We start from the raw sequence: 25,985 nt of genomic DNA on the forward strand, positions 1-25,985 counted from the left end.
TGCGAGAATGACTGGCTTCCTCGCATAAGTAGAAATTTCTACTTGTGATCTTCTGCTTTCTCTTAGAAAGCTTATTAGATCAATGATCATTTTCAGCTTAAAATCAAATCATTCTCACATAAGTAGAAATTTCTACTTTTCCACCTGTGCGAGAATGACTGGCTTCCTCGCATAAGTAGAAATTTCCACTTTTCCACCTGTGCGAAAATGACTGGCTTCCTCGCATAAGTAGAAATTTCTACTTTTCCACCTGTGCGAAAATGACTGGCTTCCTCGCATAAGTAGAAATTTCTACTTTTCCACCTGTGCGAGAATGACTGGCTTCCTCGCATAAGTAGAAATTTCTACCTGAGTTAATTGAATAAATTTGAAAGCGAATTCTAGTGGGATTTACAAGGAAAAAATTGTGGTGTATGGTAGATAAAAATAAAGAAAAAGCGTTATAAAACAACGTTTAAGTTCAAATTTAAGCAAAATAAAAAGGCAAAAGCGTGTTAAGGAGTGTTGACCGCACCCTCTTAACCGTCTATCGTGATACAGCCACGATAAACACCTGCTTTCACCTTGAAAACTTTATGTTTTCATTATACGGGAAACTATATGGTTCTTCAATGGTGAAAAATTCCTCTATTGGATCTCAAAAGGGAATTTAAGACGTGTTTATCGTATAGCGATAAACACGTCTTTTTATGTTTTCTGAGAGGAGATACAGGAGAATGAGCAAACATGTGAAGCTATCAACTAAAGAATTTCAATTTCTATACAGCTATCAATCTTACACTGAAAATCGAAAGCAGCAACAAGAGCAGAAACTTAAAATCTTGAGCAAAGTCATCTCTGCCTATGGAGATACCTATTACAACCTAAAAGAAAAAACACGCCAGGTCGTGGAGATGATTTGCTGGTTCTCTGCTGAAAAAGGATATTGCTTTGCAAAAGAAGACTACTTTGCGAATCGTTTTGGGGTCTCTGCCAAAACAGTCCGTAATATTTTTAAGAAGCTTCGAGAAGCGGGTTTGGTCTGCACGATTTACCGTCATTCCACAACACAAAACGGCCTCGGAGCAGCGATTCATTTTTTCCTGGACCATCCTTACTTCGGAGTCTGGGAAAAGAAGTTTCATCTCCCTACATTCCAAGCTGGTTGCCAAGCTGAAAATGAGGAAATCCCTTGCGAGAGTAAGGACGATCACCCTAAAAAAGTTTCTACCAAGTATTTATCTTTTTCTAAAGATCTTTTAAAGATCTTACGTAAAGAAAACCGTCTTGATTATACATATACTCCTAAAAATGTTCCTGAAACATTTGTCAAAACCGTAAAACCGTTTTTTAGTGAAGCCAAGGATATTTACACATTATGGGGAAAGGCTGTGCTTGCTTATCAAAAATTCAACTTATCCAACGTATTAGAAGACTATAGTGAAACGGTCATTGAAGCCTTCAGACAGTCTATATTTGCCCATAAGCATAGAAAGATCCGAAAAGACTTTACCGGCTATTTTTACGGTACACTTATGAAGATGTTCACCTACAAAAAGCGAGAAGAAACCTTTGATAACCATCCAACTTTTTTTAACTGGCTGGAAGATCCGAAAAATGAATATTCCTTACGTTTTGAAAAAAAGAGTTGGCAGCAGGAAATAGAACATTTAATAGCAAAAGAGGAACGCACGTTAGCATTTGAGCTAGAAGAAATTCCTTATTAACTGTTTTTAAATTGATAATATTGAATTTTGATCTATGTGTTAAATTCACATTAACTGTATTATTTAAAGACGTCTATATAACGTTTTTTCCTCAAAAAAGGTAGCTCGCTGAATTTTCTACAAGCTACAATAAGATATGGTTTTTGTAATTAAAACTTGTGTTTCCTATACTTTGAAACTGTTTTTCGGTTTGACATGAGTTTTACTTTCGCTCCAGTAATTGTGGTTATAATTTAATGCCGAAAGATACAGGTTATTATGAAATGCACCTGGTTTTTGTGTTAATTTAATATTTTTCTTATTGATCAGGATGTATTGTGCCCCGTCTTGCCATACAATCAAATGCTTCTTTTCTTTGTCAGTGTTTTAGAGCCAAAGGCCAAATCTATGTTTAATCGTTTGAACAAGCAATAACCTGTACTAGACTCTAGCAAAATTAAATAAAAGCAATATACTTACAAAGGATGATATATTCGTGGAAATTTGGAGTTAGTATAGTTTCATGGACACAGTTTAATTAAGTCCTTACAATTATTTTTGAGAGGGTTTATCATACGCAGTACACAGACTACCGGGCAGCAAAGCTGGCCATGTTCCAGTTTATAGAAGGCTGGTATAACCGAAACAGAATCCATAGCAGCATCGGCTATCAAACATCACAAGCTGTTGAAGACCAGGCTACAAGGACAGCTTAAGACTTAACTTTTTTGTGTCCAAATTATTGACTCAAATCCAGTTCTTTCAATATGCCAATTGCTTTTTTTAACCTTCTTTTAACATTAGCTATTTCTCCACCCTAAATAAAAACATACGTTCAAATTTTTAAATAACTATTTTATTTTTTAAACGACTTTATTATTCGTGAACAATACGGTGTCTACTCCTACTTGTTCTTGAACTAAAACCCCTATTAGTTGAAGAAAACTCATAATTTAATATCTTAAAAGTTTTATTCGTCCCAAGTCTTTAGAGGACGGCATGAATTTATTTGAACATTCTAGGAACCACGATTCAGCAGATTTATTCATTTCTCCGACAAGACGGCGGTTACAAATTAGGAAGCTAGGGTATTTTTGTACTAAAGAGGTGTATATAATGGCCGACAACATGACACCGGAACAGCGCCGGAAAAATATGCAGGCCATACGCTCACAGTCAAAACTGGAAAACAGAGTGACGAAAGAGCTCTGGCGCAGGGGCTTCCGTTTCCGCAAAAATGATCGTTCCCTGTTCGGAAAACCAGATATTTCTATAAAAAAGTACAAGACGGTCATTTTTATTGATTCCTGTTTCTGGCATGGATGCGAAGTGCACGGCAACCGTCCGAAAAGCAACCAGGAATACTGGGACAAAAAGCTTGAGCGGAATAGGAACCGCGATGAGGAAGTAAAGGCTTTTTATGAAGAGCACGGCTGGAACTATAAACGGATCTGGGAGCATGAATTTAAAGCAGATTTTGATAAAGCAGTTGATGAAATTGAATCGTTTATCAACCAGGCAAAAAAAACGGCACCTTAACACCGGCGCCGTCTTTTTTGTTCTTATAGATTCAGTACAGTCTGCTTTTCAGCTTCATCGGGCTGCTCTTCTTTAACGTTTTCTACTTCATCGATAGTTACTTTTCTCTGCCCGCGGAGATTCTCAAGCTGAAGCTTTTTCGCTGGCTCTACCCATTCGTACTCTATGCCCGCAAAAGACTTCAAGATGGCTTCAAATACGATCTGCGCCCCTTTAACAGGCACTGCCATGCCGATCTGCTTTCTGACGGCTTCTTTGCTTCCCTGGAAAACAAAATCATCCGGGAATGTCTGCAGGCGGGCTCTCTCGCGGTTTGTCAGTGCACGGAGCTCTTCCCAGTGATACATGTGAGTCCCGCCGCCGCCGCTGCCGGTTACAGTATATGCTGGGCGCTCAGGATCAAGACGCTTGTAGATCGAGCTTAGACGCGCTCCCTTTACATTCAGCTGGAGTTCTTCAGGAATTCCTGCATACCAGGCATTTTCACCGGGCGGAATATAGCTCAGCATTTCCTTCACTTTCTGTGTATGTTTAGGCATTTCATGGTTTGGTGCATCTTCTGGGATAGGCGGCTCGGTAATCGCCTGGGCAGATGTTACATAGTCAGTGGATGACAGGGTTGTCGGCGCCGGTACTCTGAACTCTATACCTTTTGCTGCCCAGTCATTTCTGATTCCAACAATGATAATGCGGTGCCGCGCCTGCGGAATTCCATACTGTTCAAATTTATACAAGTGAGGCGTTAACTTGTATCCGCACTCTTCCAGCTCTGTTAAGATTTGAATGAACGCTTTTCCTTCATTGGCGCTCTGCAGGCCGCCGACATTCTCCGCTACAAAAAACTTTGGCTGGTATTCCTTTAGTACTTTTACCCCGTATGAATAAAGAGGACCGTATGTACCATTCAAACCGTGCTTTTCACCGACATTGCTGTAGTCATTGCATGGGAAGCCAAACGCAAAGCAGTCAATTTCTTCAAGCACTGTTTTGTCGCCTATCGGCAGCTGTTCAACTGGTCCGCAGTGAACGGACGGATCTTCTATATCACCGCAGATATTATAGCGGAACGTACTGCATGCATTCGGATCATAGTCATTTGCCCAGGCATGCTCTATCCGCCATTCTTTTCCTGTTTCAGGATGCACAAAGCCAGCCATTTTAGCACCAAGACTCAGCCCCCCAGGACCGTTAAACAGCTCTCCTTTTTTAAAGATCATATATAAACCTCTCCTTATTACCTCTATTTTAACGAAAATACGTTCTTGCATACTCGTACGCTATTCATTTTACATGTTTTCAAAAAAAAAAGCTGCTTTAATGGCTGCTTTTTTTTAAAATTATCAATTTTTGATGCAAAATGACTATTTTTCTTTTGTTACACCCAGCAGTTTAATGACCATGCCCGTGCGGAAATGAAAAATATCCTCGTAAGTGATGCTGCCAACGTCCACGCTGTCCTCATTTTCGATGTTCCGCACAAAGATCAGCCTTCCTGCCAGACGGTGAGTGTCTCCGTATTCACATGTTAGTTCAAATACAGGATTCAGCGTTTTTTCAAAGCCCCTGTCATCGACAATGACGGCTATTTCGCTACTGTAGTCGAGAAATTCATAGCCGTCTGAAACTAAATGATGTTTCAGTTCCCGGTCCAGCTCATCACTGGTTTCATTGCGCATCTTAATAACTTCAGCCTTCAATTTGGTTGTGTCTGTATCAAAATACAGCATATATGCTTGAATCATCATTGTCGCCTTTCATTTTGCCAATATGACATATATTTTGGAGAATCTTTTCCAAGTAAGTAGTATGATGTATTCTAACATGTATTTATTAATCAACCTAGTAATCATCTTTAGTGCTAAGGAGTTATTTGAATGCTGAGCGAAAGTGTACATACAGGTATTTTGAAAAAGTTTGAAGCTTTAAAGGGAGAAACGCTGGTTGGAAAAGGGCCAATTAAAGGTCTCAACAAAGAAAACCGGGTTCCTGCAGATCAATTTGTCCCAGAAAAGCATATTCTGCATGATTTAATCCGAGGTTTTTACAAGCCGAAGGACATGCCTTATCTGCTTTCATATCAAGCAACTGAATCAAATGAAAATTATGGCCGGCAGATTATATGGAAAGATCAAAGCAAAGCGGAATTTGAGATGATTGAAATGCGCCCTCCATCCGGTCTGAAAGATAATAGGAAAGCCGGAGATATAGCGGCTGCACGCTATAATTTACAGAATGGGATACCTATTGGAATTCTTCATAAAGTTGAAAAAGGCGTTAATGCCGTTTTAGGATTGGGGAAAATTGTTGAAGAAAATGAGCAGGGCGTTTTTATTGTAAAACCATACACTTTGAAAAAAGATTTGCCGCCTTCTGAAGAGCAGGAAGCTGCTCTCGTTTTTGAAACAAATGAAATTGAGAATAATATAGAGCTTTTCACAGAGGTTCTGCAGGAAATAAAACGCCGCAGAGGACAGCAGAAGTTTCGCCATCTGCTTCTATTAAAATATGATTCCTGCGCTGTATGCGGAATATCCGCTACCTATACAAAAGCAAGCCATATAAAGCCCTGGTCTGCCAGCAGTGACTATGAACGGCTCGATGTCTATAACGGCCTGCTTCTGTGTCCCAATCATGATTACCTGTTCGATCAGGGTTTAATCTCGTTCGATGCTTCCGGGAGAATTAAAATCTCACCTTTGTTATCCGCAGCTCATCTGGATAAATTTGCGGTTAATGATGAAATCCGCATCGAAATGGACAGCACGATTGGTGCATATATGGACTATCACATGAAAAATATATTCAGAGCAGCCGGCTCTATCCAATAAGCCGGCTCCCGCAGCAAGGAGCCAGTCTCTTCATCATTATGTGATTTTGTATTCTTTACACTCTGCTCGGTGCCTGATGAAACAATACGTTCAAGTCTGTCTTCAGCCAGTTTATAGGCAGACCCATATTCTTTTTCGCATCGAGCGGTACACTTAAATAAATATCTGCTTCAGTAAAGCCCTGTGTCCTAATGCGTTTATTGATATAATTGTGCAAATGATTTAAATCGTTGACACGGTTACTGGCATAAGGCAACACTTTTCTCTTTAACGGACGGTCTCCCTTGTTATATACGAACCATTCCTGGTTATCTTTTGATGAAAAGAAGTCATGATGATAAGCCCATCCTGTGATTTCCCCTGAAATTGCCGGAATGCTTAAAATCCGTTCCGGATTATTTCTTAAGATACGGCTGACAGGCATGTTTTCTGAAAAGCGAACCATAATGTAGCAGTCTGCCATGGGAGCCCCGGTTTTTAGATCTTTGAACTTATGCTCTTCAACCAGAAGCCACTGAGCCCGGTGGGATGATCCTTTAATATCAATACGGACAGGCAGAAGGTTTCTGTCAATGTACATATTCACGTCGCCATTGTCTGTATGAAGCGGATCCGTATAATGGCTGAAGTCCAGCTGTACTTGAATGTTTGAATAATGCTCTTCTATAATCGCTTTAAACAAGCATTCGGCGAGTTTGTCTGTAAGCTGGTCAGCAACAAATTCATTTCTGGCCCGAATTTCTTCAGTGCCATATTGTTTTTTGCTTTGACTGCTGTTTTCCCAGGCATACACCGCAAAGTCATAACAATAGCGAATGGTTTCATTTGTTATAAAATCCAATATTTATCCCTACTGCTATATTATGTATTTACAGAAAATTATATAATTTAAATCAATGGAAAAATAATTCGGATCCGAATTATTTTTCCGTTGATTTATTCTGTAAAGTTAGTTTTAGAAAGAACAGTGCTTTACAGGCGGTGAAAAAATTGTATGGACTTAGAAAGAACAAATGACCATTTGAAGAACTTAAAAGGCTTATTTGAAATGCATTTGAGTTCAAAGCTTCTTTTTGAGGAAATATTCGGTCCATTAAAAAAGACAATGAAAGAAAGCGAAATAAACAAGCTTCTTTCGGAAAAGACAGGCAAAGGGCTCAACTCTATATACCGTGACAAAAACACTGGAGTAGCTTTCAACGCAGTGATGTTCCTTCGATATTGGAAAGCGCTGCTTGAAATCATTGAGGAAAACGGACTGAATAAAAGCAGCATTCCAAGTATTGAAGATCTAATCGAAAAATATAAAAACAGCATTGAGGCCATTTCATCGGTTGAAGATGCTAAAGATTTGGAAGGCGCGATAAACAGCTATTTTCCGCTCATTGTTGAGATCATCATATTCTATGAAAAAAACCCACTGCCGGCTGATAAAACAGCAAAGCGCGAAATGTTAGAAATATTAAAAGCAAGAAAGGATATTCAAGACGCTCTGATCCTGGAAAGAATGGGAAGGATGACTAAAATTGACTGAACGGAAAGTATGGTTTATTACGAGACCAGAGCGGGATCCACGCTTTCATGCAGATGCGATAAAAGCGCTGTCAGAAGCAACAGAGAATTTCACCGTAAAGTGGCAAGGAAATCGGGAAGCGCATAAACAGTATGAAGCAGTTTTAGCTTCAAAAGGATTAAAGCGGAATAACATAAGCAATGACGGATCAGGCGGACGCACCTGGTGCGCCATGCTGAAGACATTTGCCTACTGCTACATAGACAGCGAAGGACTGGTTAAACCGACGAAGTCGGGACAGGCGCTGATCAACGGCGTAAAAGAATACGAGAACGTTAAAAAGCAAATTTTAACGCTCCAGATCCCGAATGCCTACTTCATGGAATCTGGATTCCGTCCAAAATTCGAAGCAGGATTCCGCATCCGTCCGGCCCGATTCCTGATCAAGCTGGTGCAGCGTGCGGATTTAGAATACCGGCTGACAAAAGAAGAAATCACCTACTTTGTTCTGACGGCCCAGCAGGACAGCCAGCTGGATGAGGTGGCTGCACAGATTATTGCCTACCGCAATGCCCAGCAGGACGAGCAGGATCTGATGAAGCAGGAAATTGCAGTCGAATATGACCACCGCGCCCGGAATGACAAAGCAGCGCGTGATTATTACCAGGCTCATTCGGATGTAGCCCATACGTTTATGCTTCTGTGCGAGTACACAGCACTTGTTGAATATCAGCGCGGCGCAGCGGTGTTAAAGACCGATCCGGCTTTAGTGGAAGAAGCTCAGAACGTGCTCAGCTATTACGACAGCCGCTATCCGTTTAATGCACGCTACTTGATCTCAGTAGAGCGCATGGCTCAAAACAGCGGGCTTGATGTAGACAGCTACAAAGCAAGTGATTTCGGTGAGGTAAAACCCGCCAGCAATCAGGGAAAGATGCAGGGGAAAATCGAAGCCGTTTTAAACAGTATTCCAAACGCGTCTGAAATGACACGCGAAGAGCTTCTTCCGTATTTTCTTCCGTCATTCGGACCGCGGGATGCCCAGAAAGCCGTAGATGCACTCCGTTTTGAAGCGCGCGAAATGGCGAGCATACCGGAAGCATTTGTCGAAAAGTACCTGGGTGAGCTGACGCCGGCAGAGTTTGAAAAAGAAACACTGAAGATCTTTGAAGCGATCGGTTTTGAAGCTGTTTACCAGCCAAAAGTAAATGGAAAACAGACGGAAATTGAAATTCTGCTTAAATACGAAGATAAATGCGGCATCATCGATACGAAACATTATCCAAACGGGTTTGCGCTGTCGCAGAACCTGGCCAATTACATGGCGTCGGAATATATTCCAAACTACCTGCAGTATGAGGGCAGAGAGCTTTCTTTTTATGGATACGTAACATCCGGCAAACTGTCAGGTGACAAAAAACTCAAGTCGATCACTGCTTTAAGCAGCAAACTGGTTCAGAAAGAAATCGAGGGCATTATGATGACGCGCGAGGTGCTGATCGGCTTCCTGGATTACTGTGTAGAGAATGAACTTCCGAAAAAAGAGCGGGTTGAGCTGTTTTTAACGAGGATTCAAAACAAAGGATTCAGTGATCTCGCAGCATTTTTAAACAGGAAATAATCGGACTGCAAAAAATCAGCTTAAGAATAGACTTATTCTAAAAAGGGAGGATTTTTCATGCCAAGAACCGGAGATACTTTCACTACTACATTAAAACAAGCTCATTTAGAATGGGGATCGCACAGACACACGAATACAAGGGGAACTGTGTATGGAGAAGGCTATTTGCATATTCCAAGACAAGTAGCAACAGCATTAGATATCTACAACAGCAACTGTCCAGGCGCCAATATTACTTATACATGCAATTCGGTGGACGGATTTTTGCAAAATGTATCTTTGAAAGCCTCCGGTTGTAGCACAGCAGGCGATATTTACGCTAAACAATTTCAAGGGAATGGAAACCTGCAGCTTCTTGGACAGTGGTTCAGACATGTAAATGCACAAATTGGCGACCAGGTCAGAATTTTATTTACCAGTCCCACAGAAATGGAAATAGAGTTATTTTAATAAATACTTCTGAAACTACTGCATTTAGATGGTTTAAAAATTAAAAAAGCCTGGAAGTATTCCCAGGCTTTTTAATTTTCACCAAAAAATTTAATTGCATTTGAATTATAGTTTTCATATGGGCCATGTTATATAATGTTTTAGGGGTTTATAGTTTTCTTTTCAAGAGCCGTCTTTTCTTCTTTTGCTCTTCGTTCCTTTTCTAGATAAGATGGCCAATTTTTGATTAATTCATCTACAACCTGCTTCATTTCTTCATCATTTAGTGCAGTTAAAACCGTGACACCACCGCGATAATTTAAGTAGACTGCTGCATATCGTATAAAATTCCTCTTTGAAAAATTCTCTTCTGTTTCCTGCATTTTCTGAAGTGTTCTCAAAACAATCCTTACAGCATTTTTGTTTCTCAAAATATTAGGTGATTCCGCGATCATTCTGGATACATCCTGATCTTGGTTATGGAGCATAATCTTCGTTAATTCATAAGGATCTTCAAGATCTGGATCATGCGTTATATACCCGAACCACCATAGCCTCGCTAGACCATTCCGGCTGTATGGCTTTTGACCAAAGAAATAGCGGGTTTTCACAAAATTATTGGATTTTCCCACATTCTCCCCCTCATCTAAAGGCCATCGCTTTCTCATATACTCCCAGCATGAAATATGAGTTAAAAACGCCCACAAATTTTCCTTGCTTGCTTCGGCAGGTGTTAGTCTGTCAAGAGTATTGAAAAGCAGTACTGTATTCTCGTAATCTAATTTTTCATTATTTTCATCCTGAATAAGCAGTTCGATTTTTTCTACCCCACCTGGAAGTTCATGTCCTAGATATTCCGGAAGCCAAATTTGGTCTTGTCTATAGCGAAAAAGATTTTGGCTAATATCGGCTTTTAAACTTCCAAGAATCTCATCTTTTAACTTAATCATTCGTCTTCCCCTCCATCTCCTTCATCAGCTTCTTCCGTCAGATTTTTTAATACCTTTGTTAAAGGTTCATCAAGCAATCTTTGTGCCGTCAGCAAAGAATCGAAACTTCCAGGATCGTAAATGTCCTCGCCAAGAATCTCAAGCTTTTTTTTCACCGTTCTAAACCAAGGATAGTTTTCAGCTTGTTCTGTATTTCCATCTTTCTTGAGATATTCAATAGCTGACACCAGTACAGGAAGCGCTATTAATGAATGAAACATCGGTTCAAGACTTTTATCTTTTTTCATAAAGTTATAATTCTTATAGTTCTCATTTGAAAGCTCAACGATGATTTTATTATGTTCAAATATAGCGGCTAATGCAGGGGCATCAGGGGAATTATTCCGCTTCAGCTGAAAAATTGAACCCACTCTTTGCGGCGGCTCTTTTTCCAGCTCAATCGTTTTCCTTGGACCCGCTGCAAGAATATCTTTTTTCTGAATTTCAAAAGCCTCCCCAGCAAAATCCTCATGGAAGTTCGGGTTAGAATAATCGTTGATTTTGTCTGTTGCAATAATAAGTGTGCTGACTATGATCTCTCTTTCTACCAGATCAGCAGAAATAGAAAAAGTCATATTTGGCTTAAAAGATCGTTCGATAACCCGATAATTTGTAGGGACACATTCCAAATGTACCGCATACTCGGCTTTATGGCTTTGAATCAACTCTTGCAAGCCGCAGTCATTCAAATCAAAATCCACATTAAAGTCAAATGTATCGGTACCAGGTGTGCACTCAAACTGCTTAACAGCAAAGTATGAATTTACATAGTCGTCAGACTGGTCCATCAAAACAGGATGCGGAAAATGACGGAAGTTAATTTTCATTAATTTTCACCTCTAGAGACCATCTGAATGAATCCTTAAAATTAATCAGAAACGTTTTTGTAATGCCTTTTTTAAATTGAACCGGACCGAATGTTCCATTATCAATAAGCGGTACATGTGTATCGGGCTCTCCTGATATTGAGATTTTTTCCAGCGGCTCTACATGCAGCCCCGAATCTTCTCCCACTACATAAATTTGCACAGTCCCTTCGCCTGTAGAATTTGGTACTACTTTTAATGTGTATAAGCCTTTTTCTGCATCTGTACAGTAAGCACGTACTCTTTCTATTCCTGCAAGTCTAGCTTTTTTGTCCACTGGATTTGTTGTGTCTGTTTTCGCCGTCTTTTTCTTCTTGCTTTTTTCTTTCTTTTTATCTTTTGGCTTTCCTGGAGACGAATCAATTACTTTAACACTAGGGCCTTTCTTGCGTTTAGACAGACTATCCTTGATATTAGCTGCTTTCGGTACGGCTGAATCGTTTTCTTCATCATTTAATTCATCAGCCGTTTCAAAAGGTGATCCCTCTTTATCCGGGTCTGGAAGAAACGAGCCGAGCCCGCTTAAGTCGCTTACATCTGATGTATCCTGCTCATTTAACTCTCTGATTTTTGCACGTATTGTATTTTTAAAGCGGTTATACACTTTTTTAGCTAGCTCAGGATCATCTTCATGAAGTTGCGGATTCCAAGTGTCATGAGCAGCCGGCTCGATTTTCCGCAAAAAATCATCTAATTTTCCAGGTCCGATTACGACTGTACCCGCAAAATTAAACCCTCCCTGAAAGTTTTCATAAGGCATAATTTTCATTCCAGTACTTCGAACCATCGCAAGTTTTTTACAGTATTTATTGCCTTCTTTTATATAGATATCTACTGACCCCATGCTTCCGAGATCCTTATCAATATAGTCTTCAATCACGATATGCATCGAGTCTTCTGAAACAAGCGCTTCATAATACTGGTCTGAAAATAAACGCTTCTCTCCTCTTATATGGTCCTCAATGACTGATGGAAGATTTTCTTGAGAAATAACCGGTTCGTCAGCGATTTTTACTTCTAATTTTCCTTGGCTGATAGCAACAAAGAAATTTTCAACAACAGCCTGAATTAATTTAGTCTTCCATCCATTATCATCAATAACTCCTAAAATGAATACATCTGTTCCTGGAACCTCTTTTTTTCGGTGGAAAATAGCAGGTACGTCTTTCTTATCAATGATCGGTTCGTATGTTTTTAATTGACGAAAGAATCCGATTCCTCTGGTCTCTCCTTCTCCCAAATCATGCGATGCAATCCTGGACACCCCTTGGAATGCCTCTCCTTCATCAGTTGTACTCGTGCCGTAAAAGACTGTTCTTAATCTCGAAGCAGCAAATGGTGCGTTCTTTCCAACACCAAATGATCCCCCTGCGCCGTTTCCCTTTTTACTGTTGCCGTCCTCATTAATTAACCCATTCCAGTTTCCGCCCTCCGGAAGATTGATGCCTGTCAGTCCTGTTGTATTATAATCACTGATTCTAAATATCGAAATTTCGTCTTGGCCTAAAATATCTACACCTCTATTAAAGAACTTCTCAGCTTTTTCAGGTGGGTTTTTATACTTGCTACAGGCTTCAAATATTTTTCTTAAGTGATCCAGTTCTATCTGATTTAGATCATCTTTTGAGACCGTCAGTTTTTCAAATTCTACGAGAACCGGCTTGCCGCTTTTATCTGAAGCATCCAGTGAGTTTTGAATCGCTTCACGAGTGAGATATTTCCACGGAGCTTTTTTAAATTCTTCTATACCAGCATTATTTAATCCCTCAGACATGCCGCGGCCTGCATTTAATGGAAAGTCCCAGTTATACATTGGCCTTTCTCCTCTCTACAATTCAATTTTTATCAAACTTAAAAATAACATTGCTTTTGCTTTCACTGTCATCCTGAAACTTTCTTTTTAGATCTCTAATTTCTTTTTCGAGTGCACCAATCATTTTTTCTACATGTTTATTTGTGTAATTATAGTTGTTTTTATTAGATAAATTGCTTAAAAGTCTTATTTTTTTTATAGCCTCTACTGTTCTTTTTTCGGCTAAACGTTCAAATTTTTCTAATTTAGAGTCCATATTAACCCACCTCTATTTTATTATATTTGTTAAATATAGTACTAAATTTAAGTTTTGTAAAGTTTTAAAAGCTATAATATTTACATGTAAAAAATAATATTACAAATACATTTAGTTTAATATTCAAGAATCCTAATACTATAAAATAAAAAATCTCCCCGCTATCAGCAAGATAACGGGAAGCTTTTTTATTTTTACAGACCCGAAAATCACGTTCAAACAAGTCAAAAAATACTCTATTACAAGCACTATCGAAAATGCTTATCTCCCACCTACTCTTTTCAATTATGGCCCATGATATAGCTGTATTTTCTTCCATAGAATCAAATCATCCAAGATCGAGTTATTCGCCCTTTACTGTAATCGAAACTACGCACTTCAATTTCCCCATTTTTATTTACAGACGTTATAACGCCTTTCACGCCGATTCCGCTGTCCGACCGCGCTTTTCTTGGTCACAACATCATTCCTTCGGTAGTGGCTGTTTGTTCTATGAAGAGGCCCCCGCACAGTTACCGGATCGATCTCCCGTACTGGTGAAGTAGATGACTTTGCGATGCGCAAGGATCATTCCTGCGGTGTTGCGTTCCTGGATCTCGATTCCGGACATGTGCTGGAGAATGTTCTAATTTTTTGCAGATGAGCTGAACTGGTGAAGAAAATACATGTCGCTTAGCAACCAAAAACATAGTTTTGTCCGGCGAGCCGTCCGCCTGCTTTGCCAAATACCTGAAAAGCTTTCAGAATCAGAACGACAGGAAGTATCAGGCTGGTGCGGATCAGCGCGCTGTATCAAGCAAATTCCAGCATCTTCATTATGTGCTACGAAAAAACAGCTTATCTGAGGGTGGAGGGCTAGTTTGATGGCTAGACCTTTTATGAATCAGGTGTGATTAAAAAAATAGCGAAGATAATGCTTGCTCGAAAAGACGCTTTCTTTGCAGCTGCCATTTACAACGAATCTAATGGAAAAGTGGAGGGAACTAACAACAAAATCATGCTCCTTAAACTACGGGCTTACGGCTATCGCAACATGGCACGCTTTAAGCTCCGTATCCGGTTAGAGACCAGCTGCCTTTTTTGAGATGTCAACTATACTTGATGATGATAAACCTATTGAATTCCATCATATCTTTTTTATGACACTGAATATATAATTTCCGGCGCCGAGACTAATGCATCTTTTATGTTCCACAGCATGCCACATTATATATTTGTCTTAATTTACGAAACACATTGATGTTGGAACTGAGTATATTTAGTAATGAGTAGTTGCCCATGCTGTGTATGGAGTGATATTCATCTTGATAATATGAGAACAGGTAAGGAATAAAATTAGCGATTTCTTTTCATAAACAATAACGAGTGTTTTTGGGTAAATTTTATACACTTAGCAATAGTTATCCTAAAATTTTCGTAATTTGGTAAAATGATAAATAAGAAAATGCATAGTGTTAATTCAAGGGCGGAGGACTTATATGAAGTTAAATTATATAGAGTTAAAAAACTACCGGAATTTTATCAATACTAAATTGCACTTTGATGAAAAGACACTTGTTATCGGAGCAAATGATATAGGTAAAACAAATATATTATGTGCTTTACGACTTCTATTAGATAAATCTTTATCTGAAAATGACTTACAGCCGCAAGATGAGGATTTTTGTATTTATTCAGGAGCAGGAGTAAATGAATTTTCCATAACCATGCACTTTGTAGAAGCTGTTGAAGAGTGTATTCTATCAAGTTTTAAAGAACTTATTAGTGATAACAACGATGTTTACGTTCGGTATGTTGCTACAAGGAGCAAAATAGGCGGAACGAAGGACTATAAGCTATATGTAGGAGCTTCTCTAGAAGAAATGCAATTAGTGTCGAGTCGCTTTTATTTAAGAGCATTAAACATGAGGTACGTGAGTGCTACTCGTCAAATTGATCAGTATTTAAAAAACCAAAAAAATAAGCTTATTGAATATTTACAAGATGCAAGAACAGAAGAAGAGGAGCTCTCGGATAATCAAAGGTTCGAAGAATTAAGCGGGCAAATAAAAGTTATTGAAGATGAATTAAATAAACTATCCTTTATTGGAAAGGCTGGTGGAACTCTTAATACACAGTTAAGAAATTTATCTGAGCATCATCAAGAACAGACATTAAAGTTAGGAGTGGATTTACCATCCAACGATGATTTGTTTCGCAAGGTCAACCTCTTATCTAGTATTGGAGAAAACACTATTCAATTAGGTGGCGAAGGCAGAAAGAATCAGGCTTTTATTGCCCTATGGTCTGCTTTAAATCAAATTTCTGTTCAAGATGGACAACCAAATGAAGTTTCTATTTTCTGTATCGAAGAACCTGAGTCGCATCTTCATCCACATCAACAAAGAAAATTAGCTGAATATTTAATTAACATATTACCAACTCAGGTCATACTAACTTCACATTCTCCATATATCGCGAGTGAATTTCATCCTAATTCGATTATGAGGTTACATACCAAACAAGGATGCCCTGCTACAGTTTGTAATCAAAATGGTGTATCGGAAGAATTGGGTAAGCAAATTAGAGACATGGAATATCGATTAGATCCGCTTATTGCAGAAGTATATTTTAGTGATTGTGTTCTTCTAGTAGAAGGAACGTCCGAGATTGTATTTTATAAAAACCTAGCTCATCAGTTAGGTGTGGATTTGGACAAGCTAAACATCAGTGTGTTATCCGTAGAAGGAGTTGGATTTACAAGATATATTGATTTATTAAACGCTTTAGGCATTCCATGGGTAATGAGAACAGATAATGATTATCAAAAATACAATCGACCAAAGCAAGAGTTAAAAGAAGCGTACTATTTAACGGGAATTAGAAGGTTAAATAAAATCTATTCAACAAAATGTTCAGACAAGGTGCCAGTTGGTGAACAGCTCGTAAATCTTACGGATTTGATTTCAGAAAATGAACAAAAACTTACAGAAAATCCAACAGCATGTGGTACTCGCAGACAAGAGATGTACACTATATTTTATCAACCACTCAGCAATTACGGTTTGTTTTTAGCGAAACAAGGATTAGAAGAAGATATTTATCATTCAAATGCGAATGTTAAACAAGCTATAAATCAGTATTTTGTTCCTAATCAAGATAATGATGAAATTTTAATCATCGAAGATAAGGTAGAAGAAATGAAAAGTAAAAAATCCACATTTATGTATCATTTTTTAGAAAGTAATAAGGAGTGCTTAAATTCTTTAAAAGATGATCCATTAGCTGCACCTCTATATGCCTGTCAAATTGTTGTTCAACAGATGAGGGTGGGTAATCAGAATGGAGTTTGAAACTACTAATCAACAAGATGATATTCTTGCATGGAATGGGAATGCAGTAATTGTTGCTGGACCAGGAAGTGGAAAAACATGGACATTATCTAAAAAGATCCAACATGTTATGAAAGAGTGTAGGAGCTATCAAGGAGTTATAGCAATTTCTTATACTAATAAATCAAGTAAAGAGTTAGAAAAAAGGGCGAAATTCCTGTGTCCTGAAACAAAACATTCCTTTTTTAGTACAATCGATAGTTTTTGCAGCTCAGAAATCGTATTGTCATTCGGAAAGAGGTTGATGGGTATACCATCTGTGCAAGTTTTAGTAGAAAAAGTTCAAGAAGAAGAACAGTTACAACTTATAAAAAGGATCAAAAAAGCAATAAAAGCAATTATACAGAAATACTCACAATACTCCATTCAACAAATATATGACCAAGGCATTTGTGTTTATGAAGAGTTAGATTCTTCATATAGAACATATTTGCAAGAACGTTTCTTGGGCGGATATTTTGATTTGCATTTAATCAGTGGCATGGCAAATTTAATACTTATGAGTTCAAAAAATTGTGCCAACTATTTAAAAGCAAAATATCGATATGCATTTATTGACGAATTTCAGGATTCAGATTTTGAGCAATATAGCTTATTTAAAAGATTTTCAGAGTTAGGAATAATCAGTTGGGCAGTAGGTGATTTTAATCAATCTATCTACTCCTTTAAATCAGGAAGTCCTGAATATATGGAGCAGTTAACAGCTATGGAGTCCTTTAAGAGGTTTGATATGGATATTAATCATCGCTGTCATCCCTTTATTCAAGCATATGCAGAGTTATTTTTACGTCTTCAAAAAGGAGAACATATTTCTTCTGTTCCAGAAGGCGACAGAAGAATTGCAAGAGTTTCATTGACAGGCACACAGTATCGAATCGGAACATGGGTAAATGAAACTTTAGACAAAATTATTGAAATGTCCGGTGTCAAAAAGAACTCTAATATTGCAATGTTGGGGAGGACACACGAAACGTTGGAAATGATATCTGAAGTATTGACGGTTCCACATCGACTACATCACAAATCACTAATAGATGATGACCGAAGTATTGGTGGTAATATGCTACGCTTATTATTGACACTCTCGTTTAATCCTAGGGAGTATACTACTAATGATTTCATCGAGAGTTATTTTGATAAACGTACACGCGGAATAGGAAAAAATATAGATACTATTAAAAATTTGATAAAAGAATTTAAATGTGAATGTCAAGAAACTGTAACAGATTATAAAAGAGGAGAACGTCTCATTAGTATACTTAATAAGATTATTAAAAACATTTATCCTGATTACGAATTAAATAACTTTACGAAAGAAGCCTGTAAGCAATTGATTGATAATCCAGTATTACTTGAAAATTTTAAACCATTTAAAGATGAGGAGATACAATTATTAACCATTCACAGTTCCAAGGGATTAGAATTTGATGTGGTACTACACTTAGATTTGTACGAAGATACATTCCCTGATTTCCGTTCTATAGGTAATCCTGTAAAAGAGCAAGAAGATGCAAATCTTCATTACATAGCTCTTACACGAGCAAGAGAATATGTATTTCTTATCTCAAACTCAACAAAACGATTTTTCTCTCCCAAAGCACAAAGATATTATGAATTTAATAAAAAAGCCTCTCCTTATATTCTAGGCCATATTGAAGAGTATCAAATTATCTTTACATAATAGATGTAGAAAAACAAAAAACAGCAAAGTATATAGTACTTCTTAAAAAAACCTTTGCTCTCGTTGAGCAAAGGTTAGTTTCTTTTATTATTCTTTTATTATGCCAAAACTGTTCGTAAAAGTGTACCAATACACAATATTGGTAGAAGAAAGCTGCTTAATACAGTGGCTGTTCTTTCTATACTAACTCTTGCGCCAGTTAAAAGTCATAAATAGACAACAAATTTAGTCAAAGGACATTCCCCTGCATCCACCGAACTTAACACATAACTGAAAAACATATGTGGAAACCTTATTAAAACCGGCTGCACACCTTTGAAAGCAGGCCGCATTAGGCTGCTTATCAGACACATACGTTGAAACATACCTTGAAAGGATGAGGAAAATCATGACTCAAACGAAAGGTCAAGGTGCTGGAAACTTATTTGAAAACATACCTGAAAACCTGGAGGATCTGCGCTTAACGGTGAAGGAAGCGGCGAAATATGTGAATGAAAGCCCGGGTGTTGTGCGCAACTGGCTGAGAGAGTTAAAATCCTACATCCCCACCATGCAGGGAGACAACGGCTACCACTATTTTGATCAGCGGGCGTTGGAAAGGCTCATGCTGATCCGCCAACTGAACCGGGACTAGAACTATTCGATCAAGCAGATTGACTATTACTTCGCAACGGGAGAAATACCGGTTAAACCAGAACCGATGAAGGATGAAGCATCTGATGAAATTCAAAAAAATTTATCGGCTATTATGGAGCGGCTGGAACGGCAGGATCAGTTTAACCAGGCGTTGGTGATGAAGTTAGAAGAGCAGCAGCACTATATTAAGGAATCGCTTAATAAGCGGGATCAGCTGCTGCTGGAGTCGCTGAAAGCTTCACAGGAAGCGAAGAAAGCGGAAGTCAAAAAGAAACGGTTTTTCAACTGGTTTGGAAACGACAAGCTGTAAAGTAGCCCAAAAGCTTTGTGTTTAAAGTAAGCTTTGCACACAGGTTTGCTGAATGAGTGCACGCAATCCAGATCAGAGAATTCGCTTAACGGTGTAAGACATTCATTCGAATTCTCTTTGTTTACGTCCATATGTCTGCCCAGCTGCTGGCTGAAGCTTGCTACACACAATATGTATGTGCCGGAGCAAATGCCTGCATCCAATTTTTAACTATGTAAAAACGCCTACATTTCAAAACGGCAGGCGTTTCTTCTTGTTTCTTGCTTTTTCGTTCTGAAACGCACAACCAAACGGCCATGCAGTGCAGGGGCATTCGCTTTTATTCACCGAACGTAACACCCAGGTGAAAAACATACGTGGAAACCTTATGAAACTCCCCGCACACCTTTGAAAGAACATCACATTAAGCGGTTTATCCGATACATTCTTAGAAACAGATCTTGAAAAAATGGGACTCAAACGAAATGTCAACAGGCTGAAAACCTGGAGGTGAATCAACCGTGTCGCTCGCTTCGCCTTACTCCATCCTTTTTTTAGAGTAGGCATCGAGCCAACTCTAAAAAACTGGTGCTCACCCGTCATGGGTTTTCCCTTCTTCTCTCCATTGTAGCAATCCGGTCAGACGAAAAATCAAGGAGCTTCCTTCGATTTCAAAAATTTTATTGGAACAGCACCAAAAAATTTTTTGAAAGTCTTCGGACTCCTCCTTGATTTTTGCCTGCCCTTCTTGCTGCGTCTTCTACGAAGAAGGGAGGTGTTCACATGGAGATAGTAAAAGAAATCGTGCTAATGACAAAGGAAGTTGTTACGATCTTGTCGATGGTTTTCACAACATTCTTCGCATTCAAGACATATCAAAACAACAAGAAAAAAGCTCCGAGGAAAAAGAAATCCTCGAAGCGCCGTAAGCAGTATAGTAGCAGATAGCATCTGCAACAGGTAAGGAGGTAGCCGCCTTCTTACCTGTTTTTATTTTATCACGACATGAAAGAAAAGACACAAAACCATTACTAGAAAAAGGTCAGCATAGAAGAAGAATTCAGAAGATAAAAATTATAAAAACCTTAATAAATCAACATTTGTTTTGACTACATGTAGTAAATTTTCAATATATGCTTTAGCTTGTGAAGGCTTTTCAGCCAAGATAATTGTTTTCAATCATAACCCCTGCCCTTCTTCATCTTTTCAGATCGTTCGTCTTTTTAACAAAGTTTTGTTAAAGAAAGCTAAAAAATTTTAACGTTCCAATTCTCCTGCCAGTTGCTTACTTTTCCGGTTTGAGTGTTCTATTGCGGGAGCTGGTCTTACTGCTTCGACACTTAATTCTTTTCTAATACGTGGTGCAATCGAATCAATGTAGGCTTCTTCTTCCCTCAGTAATTCATTGTCCCAAGCTGTTTGAAGTTTATCGTAAATACTTTTATCAATACCTTTCTTCTCCATCTGATGAAGTGGATGCAAATAGTCATCCTTCTTATAACTGTCACTAAAAACATTCAAATTATCACCATCTGGAATAACCACCGTATACTTTATTTCATTGGCTTTTAATTCTCTGAAATCAGCGTTATTTACTAAGCCAAACTCTTTAAAATCGGTCATAGAGCCATGTATCATCATGGAAGGCTCTACAATATTTACCGCACCGCCATGAGCCTTTTCATGAGCATATAAAGCTATGTCATTTAAAAGAGTGTTGTGGTGTTCTGGTTTTAAGTTCAATTCAGAAACCATTTGCTGATATGCGCTATTATAATAGCCATCCCCTATGTCGTGACGATCTGGACTAATCATTTCGAGCTTATCAGTATTCGGAAAAATCACATGGTAACGGGTTTTATAATAACCGGATTCTTCACCCTGTTCTTTTCCGATCTCCGTAAATTTTTCATTTGCTTCACTAAATCGCAGTAACTCATTATTTTTCAGCTTTTCGCTTTCGGACCATTGAATTAAAACGGTTGGTTGCTCAATTTCAGACTTATCAAAGACCTTAAAAGCGTTGCCCATTTCTTTTTCTAACAGCCCAACTTCTTTATCGGTTAGCACTTCAGCCGAGTATAAAGGTTCTAATTTCTGTTTTAATTCCTCATGCCGATCTTCTGGATACGATTCAATTCGATTTGTGACAGCTTGTTTTAATTCATCCAAAGATACCTCATTGATACTTGCTTGTGATAAAGAACCGTACTCGACCAACATAATATTTGAAAGCTCTTTTGAATATTCTAAATGGCTGTCGATCACCCCGATAAATTCACTCGAAGTTTGACGGACTTCATTTAATAACTGCTCTTTATCCCTCAATTCAGCGTCCCTTGTCCAGTTTGCTAGATAAGGTAAAGAAAAGTTATACATTTTGATGCCATAATGGGTAGCCACAACATAAGCGACCATTTCAGCTTGAAATTCTTTTTCGTTGGTAGTTAAATCACGCCCACGTTCCTTTTGACGCTCACGATTATGCAATTCAGCATGTGCCAATTCATGAATCATGACAGGAACATTGTCAGCCATTGTATTACGTGGATTCAAAGCGATTACATTTAAGTCTGGAAAAAAAGCGCCTTTAGCTGTACCAAGTTCAACACCGGCAGGAGGTTTATCTAGCAGCTGCACACCTACTTTATCAGCCAGTTTTTCAAAAGCCTTCATAAATTCTTTATCATTTTCAACTGTTCCCTCACGATGATAGCGTCCAAAAATATCAGAGACTTTAATACCCTTTTCACGCGCATTTGTTTGAGTATATTCAAATACATAACCGATTTTAAAGAACATGATCTTGCGCTTTTGCAATGCCCCTTTTTCTAGTAACTGTTTTTCCTTTGGGTTAGCACTTGTTACTTTCGCCCATACATCCTTACCTTCTGAATCAACACCCCGTTTAAAATATTCTACCGGAGACGGGACTAATATTTTAATGCCTTTTTCGCCTTTATTAACACTAGCCCCTTTTGATTTCCAGAAATTAAATGAACCGACTGCCCTTGCCCCCATAAATTGTTGATCTATTAACGCCATGTTGCGAGCCGAATATCTATGAAAATTTGCCATGAAAGCTAAATGTTCTTTTATCTTTTCTTCACTTTCAAAATACCCTTGTAGTTGGGAATCCATTGAAGCTGTTAGTTCCTCAATTTCTTTTTGTTTTTCTTCTTGTGTTTTTCTTTTGTACGCCATCTTCTATACCACCTTTATTTTTCTTTTAAGTTACTGCCTATCGATCACCTTTCATATTCCGCTTCTTTATTTTTAGAAAAAGGAGGAACGATCTGATTTTGTTTTTGACGTTCCAAAGCTCGTTGCTGCTTTAAGTCATCGTTCCAATCCTTATTCTTCGGGACGTCTATTTGCAACATTTCATCACCAAGTATCTGCTCCCACTTTTGCGAAAACTTTTCACCGGCTGCATCGTTATCTACTGCAATAATGACTTTTTCGAAAGTATCATTACGCTCATTGCACTCTACAATCGTTTCTTTAATGCCTGTCGTGAACGTGTGGTCTTTTAAACCCGACATAGATAGAAGTCGGATATGATCGGGACGGATCATGTCATAATAAGAAACGAGATCTATCGGACTTTCAAAAAATGCAATTTTATTTGGCCGACCTATATCTAACGTGAATCCGCCATCTGATTTACTGCCAGCCATAATTTGTTTGAATGAGCCCCGTTTATTCTCCATTTTGGTTGTGCCTTGACGATCAGCACCGACTATCTTTCCAACTTTATCTTTCCATTTGAAAACAATATTCTTCAATTTGTCTTCTGCAATCAAATCATGCTTTCGCAATGCCAGAACTACTTTTTCATCAATGCAGCGTTCATTAACTAAATAATTTTTGGCGTTTTCAATAGAAGAAACCTCATAATGATTCGGATAAATAAATTCTTTATTTGTATCTTTTGAGAAGTCCATTGTCTTAGTAATTTTCAACCCGTTTACATCCCGAACAGCTTCTTGAAATTTCATTCCATACAATTCTCTTGCTAAACTAATTGCACCCATGCCGCCAGTGTTTCGACTGTTCCAGTACCATTTTCCATTCGTGTTAAAAACCAATGAATCATGTTCAGCGTGACGATAATAGTTGTCTCCCTGTTGAAGGAGTGGTTCGCCTTTTGTCTGTAAATAATCCAAAACATGTATCTCGCTTGCTTGGTCAATTTCGGCTTTCGACACTCTATCACCCACTTTTAAACACCACCATTATTTTTTAATAACTAATTTTTAGAAAAGGGAATACCGATTACTTTTCTTCTGATTCATTCGGTTCATAGTCTGCCGCGCCTTCTAATTCCGCAAGCTCACTCTCAGGGAAAACTTCATAAAAGGTTTGTGTGTCTACGGTCATAAGCAGCTCTTTTGTTTCAGAATCAACAGGCACAAGATAGTTTCCTGCTTCAACAGAATCAAAAATCGGTTGGCGATTTTCTGGTGTAAGTTTAACCTCAAAATCTTCACCGTTTAGATTAATTAATACATCATCCTCACCCACTTCTTTAATCAAACCGTAGCTTAAATTTTTAAATGTACTCATTCGTTTTTCTCTCCTTTAGAGTGTTTTTTTTGCTTCAAATTTGCGATTCTTTCTTGCACTACATTTTCAGCTTCAACTAAAAAATCCGGCTTATAAATATCAGTTGTAGCGATTGTATCTTTATTGGAAGCCACCATGAATCCCTGCAATAATTCGATTAGAACTTGTGTATTACGATCAGTATTATTCGTCCCTAATCGAATACGCTTCATTTCTGTTTCAACATTTTTCTTGATGCCGTTATCAATTTCTTGCAACAATTCACGTTTAATTTGATTAGTAATAAAACGGAGATCAAACAATCTATTCGACAACTCTTTGTGTTCAATTAAAATACTTTTAAGAGCGCTGCTTAAATTGTGACTACTATTAATATCTTTATATTCTTCAATGTAACTAATCCATTCTTCCTCTAAACGATACCTCTTAACAATTGTCTCGTTCTGACTAGCATTTAAAGCCAAATTGCTCACTCCCTTTCGTACTCTTTTTCTTGCTGCAACCTTTCAAATTCACGCTGATTTTTCAAGTGCTGTAAATTATCATTCATGCCACGATCAATGGTGTAAATAAAATTATTAATCGCCCTTTCACGTTTAATTTTCTCGAATTTATTCTTTGGTTCAGCTCTGGCAGCACTCTTTAATTCGTAGTCGTATTTTTTCACTTCTTTTAAAATGGTGTTTCCCATTCTTTTATGAAGATCATTCATTTTAGTTTCTTTATACTGATCCGCTTTTGCAGTATCACCATACGTTCTTTTATATAACTCAACTTCTTTATTCAATTGTTTTTCAAATTCTTTAAACTCGTTTTTAAAATGCTTTTGAATGTACATATCCGTCAACTTATCAATTTCCGGTCTTACATTTTTAATGCCATTCATGCTATACGCCCAGAGCCTTTTATCTTCGGGCAACATGCTATGAATTTTTTTAAACTGCTTCACCATATCCCGATTGACTACACGATTTTTTAAAGACAACAAATCATCATCACGTTTTGTTTTTACAACTTTTTCTCGAATAAATTCATTCAATTTTTTATTTTCTTTGCTACGATCAAGAATCGTACTCGCTACTTTTGATTTCATACTATCAATAGATTTCTGCTTGCGTTTTCCACGCTCTCGAAAGTTTTTCGTTTGAACAGTAGCCACATGAACATGAATGTTATCCGTATTGTAATGAATGGCAGCAGACCAAATCGCACTGTCCGACAACCCTTCTTTTTTAATCATTTCATTCACTGCTTTTCGTGTCGCTTGCTTCATTTTTTGTTCATCCATGAAGCCATCTTTTAACACTCCATTTTCTTTCAACCATTCATTATCAAAAGAAATTACATCCTGCCAAAGAATACTTCCTTTTTGTTGTGATTGTTCAAAAAGGGATTTTAAATCTTCTTTTTCTTCTGCATTTAATTCGTCATTGCTTGAAGTAAACAAGCCAGTGGATTTTTCTTCGTTGCTCATATAATCTTGATAATTTTGAAAATCATTTTCGTTCGAGTGAGTTTTTTTTCTGTCCATGTAATTCAAATAATTATTGAAATTACTTTTCGAACCGGACGATAAAATAAACTTGGATTTAATCACTACGGCAGGTCTCACAGGATTACTCATCGTCAATCAGCTCTTTCAAAATTGATACTAATTCGTCTAAAGTGTTTGAGGTTTTTTCCATTAACAGCGAATTAGCGATAAGCTGCTTTTCCATACGATCAACATGATTGTCTTTCATTTCTAAAATTGAAAAATCCTCTAACACGTTTTTAAGGTACTCGTTTCTGGAAAGCCCCTTTTTTCTAGCAAGCTCGTCGATTTTTTTTATTGCCGCTGGCTCAACATTTCTCAAAAGTAAATCCATTCCTTTCCCCCCTTTCCACCTAACAAAGTTTT

24 protein-coding genes are annotated in these 25,985 nt (G+C 38.0%); 11 read left to right on the forward strand and 13 right to left on the reverse strand.

The window, feature by feature from the left end; translation table 11 throughout:
• Positions 1-716 precede the first annotated feature (716 nt).
• Positions 717-1,706: a helix-turn-helix domain-containing protein gene (locus BA724_RS17490; RefSeq protein ID WP_069939955.1), complete on the forward strand. Its 990-nt coding sequence runs from the start codon at positions 717-719 to the stop codon at positions 1,704-1,706.
• Between the two features lie 1,095 nt (positions 1,707-2,801).
• Positions 2,802-3,224, forward strand: coding sequence for a very short patch repair endonuclease (locus tag BA724_RS17495; RefSeq protein ID WP_069939956.1), 423 nt, complete (start codon positions 2,802-2,804; stop codon positions 3,222-3,224).
• 23 nt (positions 3,225-3,247) lie between these two features.
• On the opposite strand, the gene BA724_RS17500 is transcribed toward BA724_RS17495, so the two are convergent.
• Both BA724_RS17500 and BA724_RS17505 read right to left on the reverse strand, forming a co-directional pair.
• Complete coding sequence (locus BA724_RS17500) at positions 3,248-4,441, reverse strand: DNA cytosine methyltransferase (protein ID WP_069939957.1); 1,194 nt, start codon at positions 4,439-4,441, stop codon at positions 3,248-3,250.
• A gap of 144 nt (positions 4,442-4,585) precedes the next feature.
• Positions 4,586-4,969 (reverse strand): hypothetical protein, encoded by a 384-nt coding sequence (locus tag BA724_RS17505; RefSeq protein ID WP_141719975.1) that lies wholly within the window; start codon positions 4,967-4,969, stop codon positions 4,586-4,588.
• A gap of 129 nt (positions 4,970-5,098) precedes the next feature.
• On the opposite strand from BA724_RS17505, the gene BA724_RS17510 reads away from it, so the two are divergent.
• On the forward strand, positions 5,099-6,052 hold the full coding sequence (locus BA724_RS17510; RefSeq protein ID WP_069939959.1) for an HNH endonuclease: 954 nt from the start codon (positions 5,099-5,101) through the stop codon (positions 6,050-6,052).
• Positions 6,053-6,107: 55 nt separating this feature from the next.
• On the opposite strand, the gene BA724_RS17515 is transcribed toward BA724_RS17510, so the two are convergent.
• Positions 6,108-6,893, reverse strand: a complete 786-nt coding sequence (locus tag BA724_RS17515) for a hypothetical protein (RefSeq protein WP_069939960.1) — start codon at positions 6,891-6,893, stop codon at positions 6,108-6,110.
• A 153-nt stretch (positions 6,894-7,046) separates the two neighbouring features.
• Between BA724_RS17515 and BA724_RS17520 the strand changes: the two genes are divergently transcribed.
• The 3 genes from BA724_RS17520 to BA724_RS17530 are packed head-to-tail and all read left to right on the forward strand — an operon-like array spanning position 7,047 to position 9,636.
• Positions 7,047-7,586, forward strand: coding sequence for a hypothetical protein (locus BA724_RS17520; RefSeq protein WP_069939961.1), 540 nt, complete (start codon positions 7,047-7,049; stop codon positions 7,584-7,586).
• A complete protein-coding gene (locus BA724_RS17525; protein ID WP_069939962.1) occupies positions 7,579-9,186 on the forward strand; it encodes an AlwI family type II restriction endonuclease in 1,608 nt (535 codons plus the stop codon). The genes BA724_RS17520 and BA724_RS17525 overlap by 8 nt, the downstream gene beginning before the upstream one ends.
• A gap of 57 nt (positions 9,187-9,243) precedes the next feature.
• On the forward strand, positions 9,244-9,636 hold the full coding sequence (locus BA724_RS17530) for a hypothetical protein (RefSeq protein WP_069939963.1): 393 nt from the start codon (positions 9,244-9,246) through the stop codon (positions 9,634-9,636).
• 140 nt (positions 9,637-9,776) lie between these two features.
• On the opposite strand, the gene BA724_RS17535 is transcribed toward BA724_RS17530, so the two are convergent.
• The 4 genes from BA724_RS17535 to BA724_RS17550 form a co-directional block, all read right to left on the reverse strand.
• Entirely contained in the window at positions 9,777-10,565 is a 789-nt protein-coding gene (locus BA724_RS17535) for a DUF6339 family protein (protein WP_069939964.1), read from the reverse strand.
• A complete protein-coding gene (locus BA724_RS17540) occupies positions 10,562-11,431 on the reverse strand; it encodes a hypothetical protein (RefSeq protein WP_069939965.1) in 870 nt (289 codons plus the stop codon). The genes BA724_RS17535 and BA724_RS17540 overlap by 4 nt, the downstream gene beginning before the upstream one ends.
• On the reverse strand, positions 11,421-13,244 hold the full coding sequence (locus BA724_RS17545) for a hypothetical protein (protein WP_141719977.1): 1,824 nt from the start codon (positions 13,242-13,244) through the stop codon (positions 11,421-11,423). Before BA724_RS17545 ends, BA724_RS17540 begins: the two co-directional genes overlap by 11 nt.
• Positions 13,245-13,305: 61 nt before the next feature.
• Positions 13,306-13,539, reverse strand: a complete 234-nt coding sequence (locus BA724_RS17550; RefSeq protein ID WP_069939967.1) for a hypothetical protein — start codon at positions 13,537-13,539, stop codon at positions 13,306-13,308.
• Positions 13,540-14,428: 889 nt separating this feature from the next.
• On the opposite strand from BA724_RS17550, the gene BA724_RS18725 reads away from it, so the two are divergent.
• The 5 genes from BA724_RS18725 (at position 14,429) to BA724_RS18180 (ending at position 19,537) form a co-directional block, all read left to right on the forward strand.
• Positions 14,429-14,623: a transposase gene (locus tag BA724_RS18725; RefSeq protein WP_141719978.1), complete on the forward strand. Its 195-nt coding sequence runs from the start codon at positions 14,429-14,431 to the stop codon at positions 14,621-14,623.
• Positions 14,624-15,017: 394 nt separating this feature from the next.
• Complete coding sequence (locus BA724_RS17565; RefSeq protein ID WP_069939970.1) at positions 15,018-16,871, forward strand: ATP-dependent nuclease; 1,854 nt, start codon at positions 15,018-15,020, stop codon at positions 16,869-16,871.
• The gene (locus BA724_RS17570; protein WP_069939971.1) at positions 16,861-18,591 is read left to right on the forward strand and encodes a UvrD-helicase domain-containing protein; all 1,731 of its coding nucleotides are present in this window, start codon (positions 16,861-16,863) and stop codon (positions 18,589-18,591) included. The genes BA724_RS17565 and BA724_RS17570 overlap by 11 nt, the downstream gene beginning before the upstream one ends.
• A gap of 388 nt (positions 18,592-18,979) precedes the next feature.
• Entirely contained in the window at positions 18,980-19,225 is a 246-nt protein-coding gene (locus BA724_RS18175) for a MerR family transcriptional regulator (RefSeq protein WP_169818575.1), read from the forward strand.
• 66 nt (positions 19,226-19,291) lie between these two features.
• Complete coding sequence (locus BA724_RS18180) at positions 19,292-19,537, forward strand: hypothetical protein (protein ID WP_083256294.1); 246 nt, start codon at positions 19,292-19,294, stop codon at positions 19,535-19,537.
• A 1,236-nt stretch (positions 19,538-20,773) separates the two neighbouring features.
• Here BA724_RS18180 and BA724_RS17585 read toward each other — a convergent pair.
• From BA724_RS17585 to BA724_RS17610, 6 genes are read right to left on the reverse strand one after another with little or no spacing between them, the layout of a single operon-like run.
• The gene (locus BA724_RS17585) at positions 20,774-22,720 is read right to left on the reverse strand and encodes an LPD25 domain-containing protein (protein WP_069939973.1); all 1,947 of its coding nucleotides are present in this window, start codon (positions 22,718-22,720) and stop codon (positions 20,774-20,776) included.
• A 44-nt stretch (positions 22,721-22,764) separates the two neighbouring features.
• Entirely contained in the window at positions 22,765-23,739 is a 975-nt protein-coding gene (locus tag BA724_RS17590; protein WP_069939974.1) for a DUF3991 and TOPRIM domain-containing protein, read from the reverse strand.
• Positions 23,740-23,794: 55 nt separating this feature from the next.
• A complete protein-coding gene (locus BA724_RS17595) occupies positions 23,795-24,085 on the reverse strand; it encodes a hypothetical protein (protein WP_069939975.1) in 291 nt (96 codons plus the stop codon).
• Positions 24,082-24,549 (reverse strand): hypothetical protein, encoded by a 468-nt coding sequence (locus BA724_RS18730; RefSeq protein ID WP_069939976.1) that lies wholly within the window; start codon positions 24,547-24,549, stop codon positions 24,082-24,084. Before BA724_RS18730 ends, BA724_RS17595 begins: the two co-directional genes overlap by 4 nt.
• A 5-nt stretch (positions 24,550-24,554) precedes the next feature.
• On the reverse strand, positions 24,555-25,709 hold the full coding sequence (mobP2, locus tag BA724_RS17605; RefSeq protein WP_069939977.1) for a MobP2 family relaxase: 1,155 nt from the start codon (positions 25,707-25,709) through the stop codon (positions 24,555-24,557).
• Positions 25,702-25,953: a hypothetical protein gene (locus BA724_RS17610; RefSeq protein ID WP_069939978.1), complete on the reverse strand. Its 252-nt coding sequence runs from the start codon at positions 25,951-25,953 to the stop codon at positions 25,702-25,704. The genes mobP2 and BA724_RS17610 overlap by 8 nt, the downstream gene beginning before the upstream one ends.
• Positions 25,954-25,985: the final 32 nt, after the last annotated feature.

Source organism: Domibacillus iocasae, assembly GCF_001750285.1.
Taxonomy (GTDB): Bacteria; Bacillota; Bacilli; order Bacillales; family Domibacillaceae; genus Domibacillus; species Domibacillus iocasae.

Coding starts and splice junctions, on each gene's coding strand:
- BA724_RS17520 (WP_069939961.1), top strand. CDS start 7,047: ATGGACTTAGAAAGAACAAATGACCATTTGAAGAACTTAAAAGGCTTA.
- BA724_RS17610 (WP_069939978.1), bottom strand. CDS start 25,953: ATGGATTTACTTTTGAGAAATGTTGAGCCAGCGGCAATAAAAAAAATC.
- BA724_RS17500 (WP_069939957.1), bottom strand. CDS start 4,441: ATGATCTTTAAAAAAGGAGAGCTGTTTAACGGTCCTGGGGGGCTGAGT.
- mobP2 (WP_069939977.1), bottom strand. CDS start 25,709: ATGAGTAATCCTGTGAGACCTGCCGTAGTGATTAAATCCAAGTTTATT.
- BA724_RS17495 (WP_069939956.1), top strand. CDS start 2,802: ATGGCCGACAACATGACACCGGAACAGCGCCGGAAAAATATGCAGGCC.
- BA724_RS18180 (WP_083256294.1), top strand. CDS start 19,292: ATGAAGGATGAAGCATCTGATGAAATTCAAAAAAATTTATCGGCTATT.
- BA724_RS17530 (WP_069939963.1), top strand. CDS start 9,244: ATGCCAAGAACCGGAGATACTTTCACTACTACATTAAAACAAGCTCAT.
- BA724_RS17540 (WP_069939965.1), bottom strand. CDS start 11,431: ATGAAAATTAACTTCCGTCATTTTCCGCATCCTGTTTTGATGGACCAG.
- BA724_RS17545 (WP_141719977.1), bottom strand. CDS start 13,244: ATGTCTGAGGGATTAAATAATGCTGGTATAGAAGAATTTAAAAAAGCT.
- BA724_RS17570 (WP_069939971.1), top strand. CDS start 16,861: ATGGAGTTTGAAACTACTAATCAACAAGATGATATTCTTGCATGGAAT.
- BA724_RS17510 (WP_069939959.1), top strand. CDS start 5,099: ATGCTGAGCGAAAGTGTACATACAGGTATTTTGAAAAAGTTTGAAGCT.
- BA724_RS17595 (WP_069939975.1), bottom strand. CDS start 24,085: ATGAGTACATTTAAAAATTTAAGCTACGGTTTGATTAAAGAAGTGGGT.
- BA724_RS17535 (WP_069939964.1), bottom strand. CDS start 10,565: ATGATTAAGTTAAAAGATGAGATTCTTGGAAGTTTAAAAGCCGATATT.
- BA724_RS17585 (WP_069939973.1), bottom strand. CDS start 22,720: ATGGCGTACAAAAGAAAAACACAAGAAGAAAAACAAAAAGAAATTGAG.
- BA724_RS17490 (WP_069939955.1), top strand. CDS start 717: ATGAGCAAACATGTGAAGCTATCAACTAAAGAATTTCAATTTCTATAC.
- BA724_RS17565 (WP_069939970.1), top strand. CDS start 15,018: ATGAAGTTAAATTATATAGAGTTAAAAAACTACCGGAATTTTATCAAT.
- BA724_RS17550 (WP_069939967.1), bottom strand. CDS start 13,539: ATGGACTCTAAATTAGAAAAATTTGAACGTTTAGCCGAAAAAAGAACA.
- BA724_RS17505 (WP_141719975.1), bottom strand. CDS start 4,969: ATGATGATTCAAGCATATATGCTGTATTTTGATACAGACACAACCAAA.
- BA724_RS18175 (WP_169818575.1), top strand. CDS start 18,980: ATGACTCAAACGAAAGGTCAAGGTGCTGGAAACTTATTTGAAAACATA.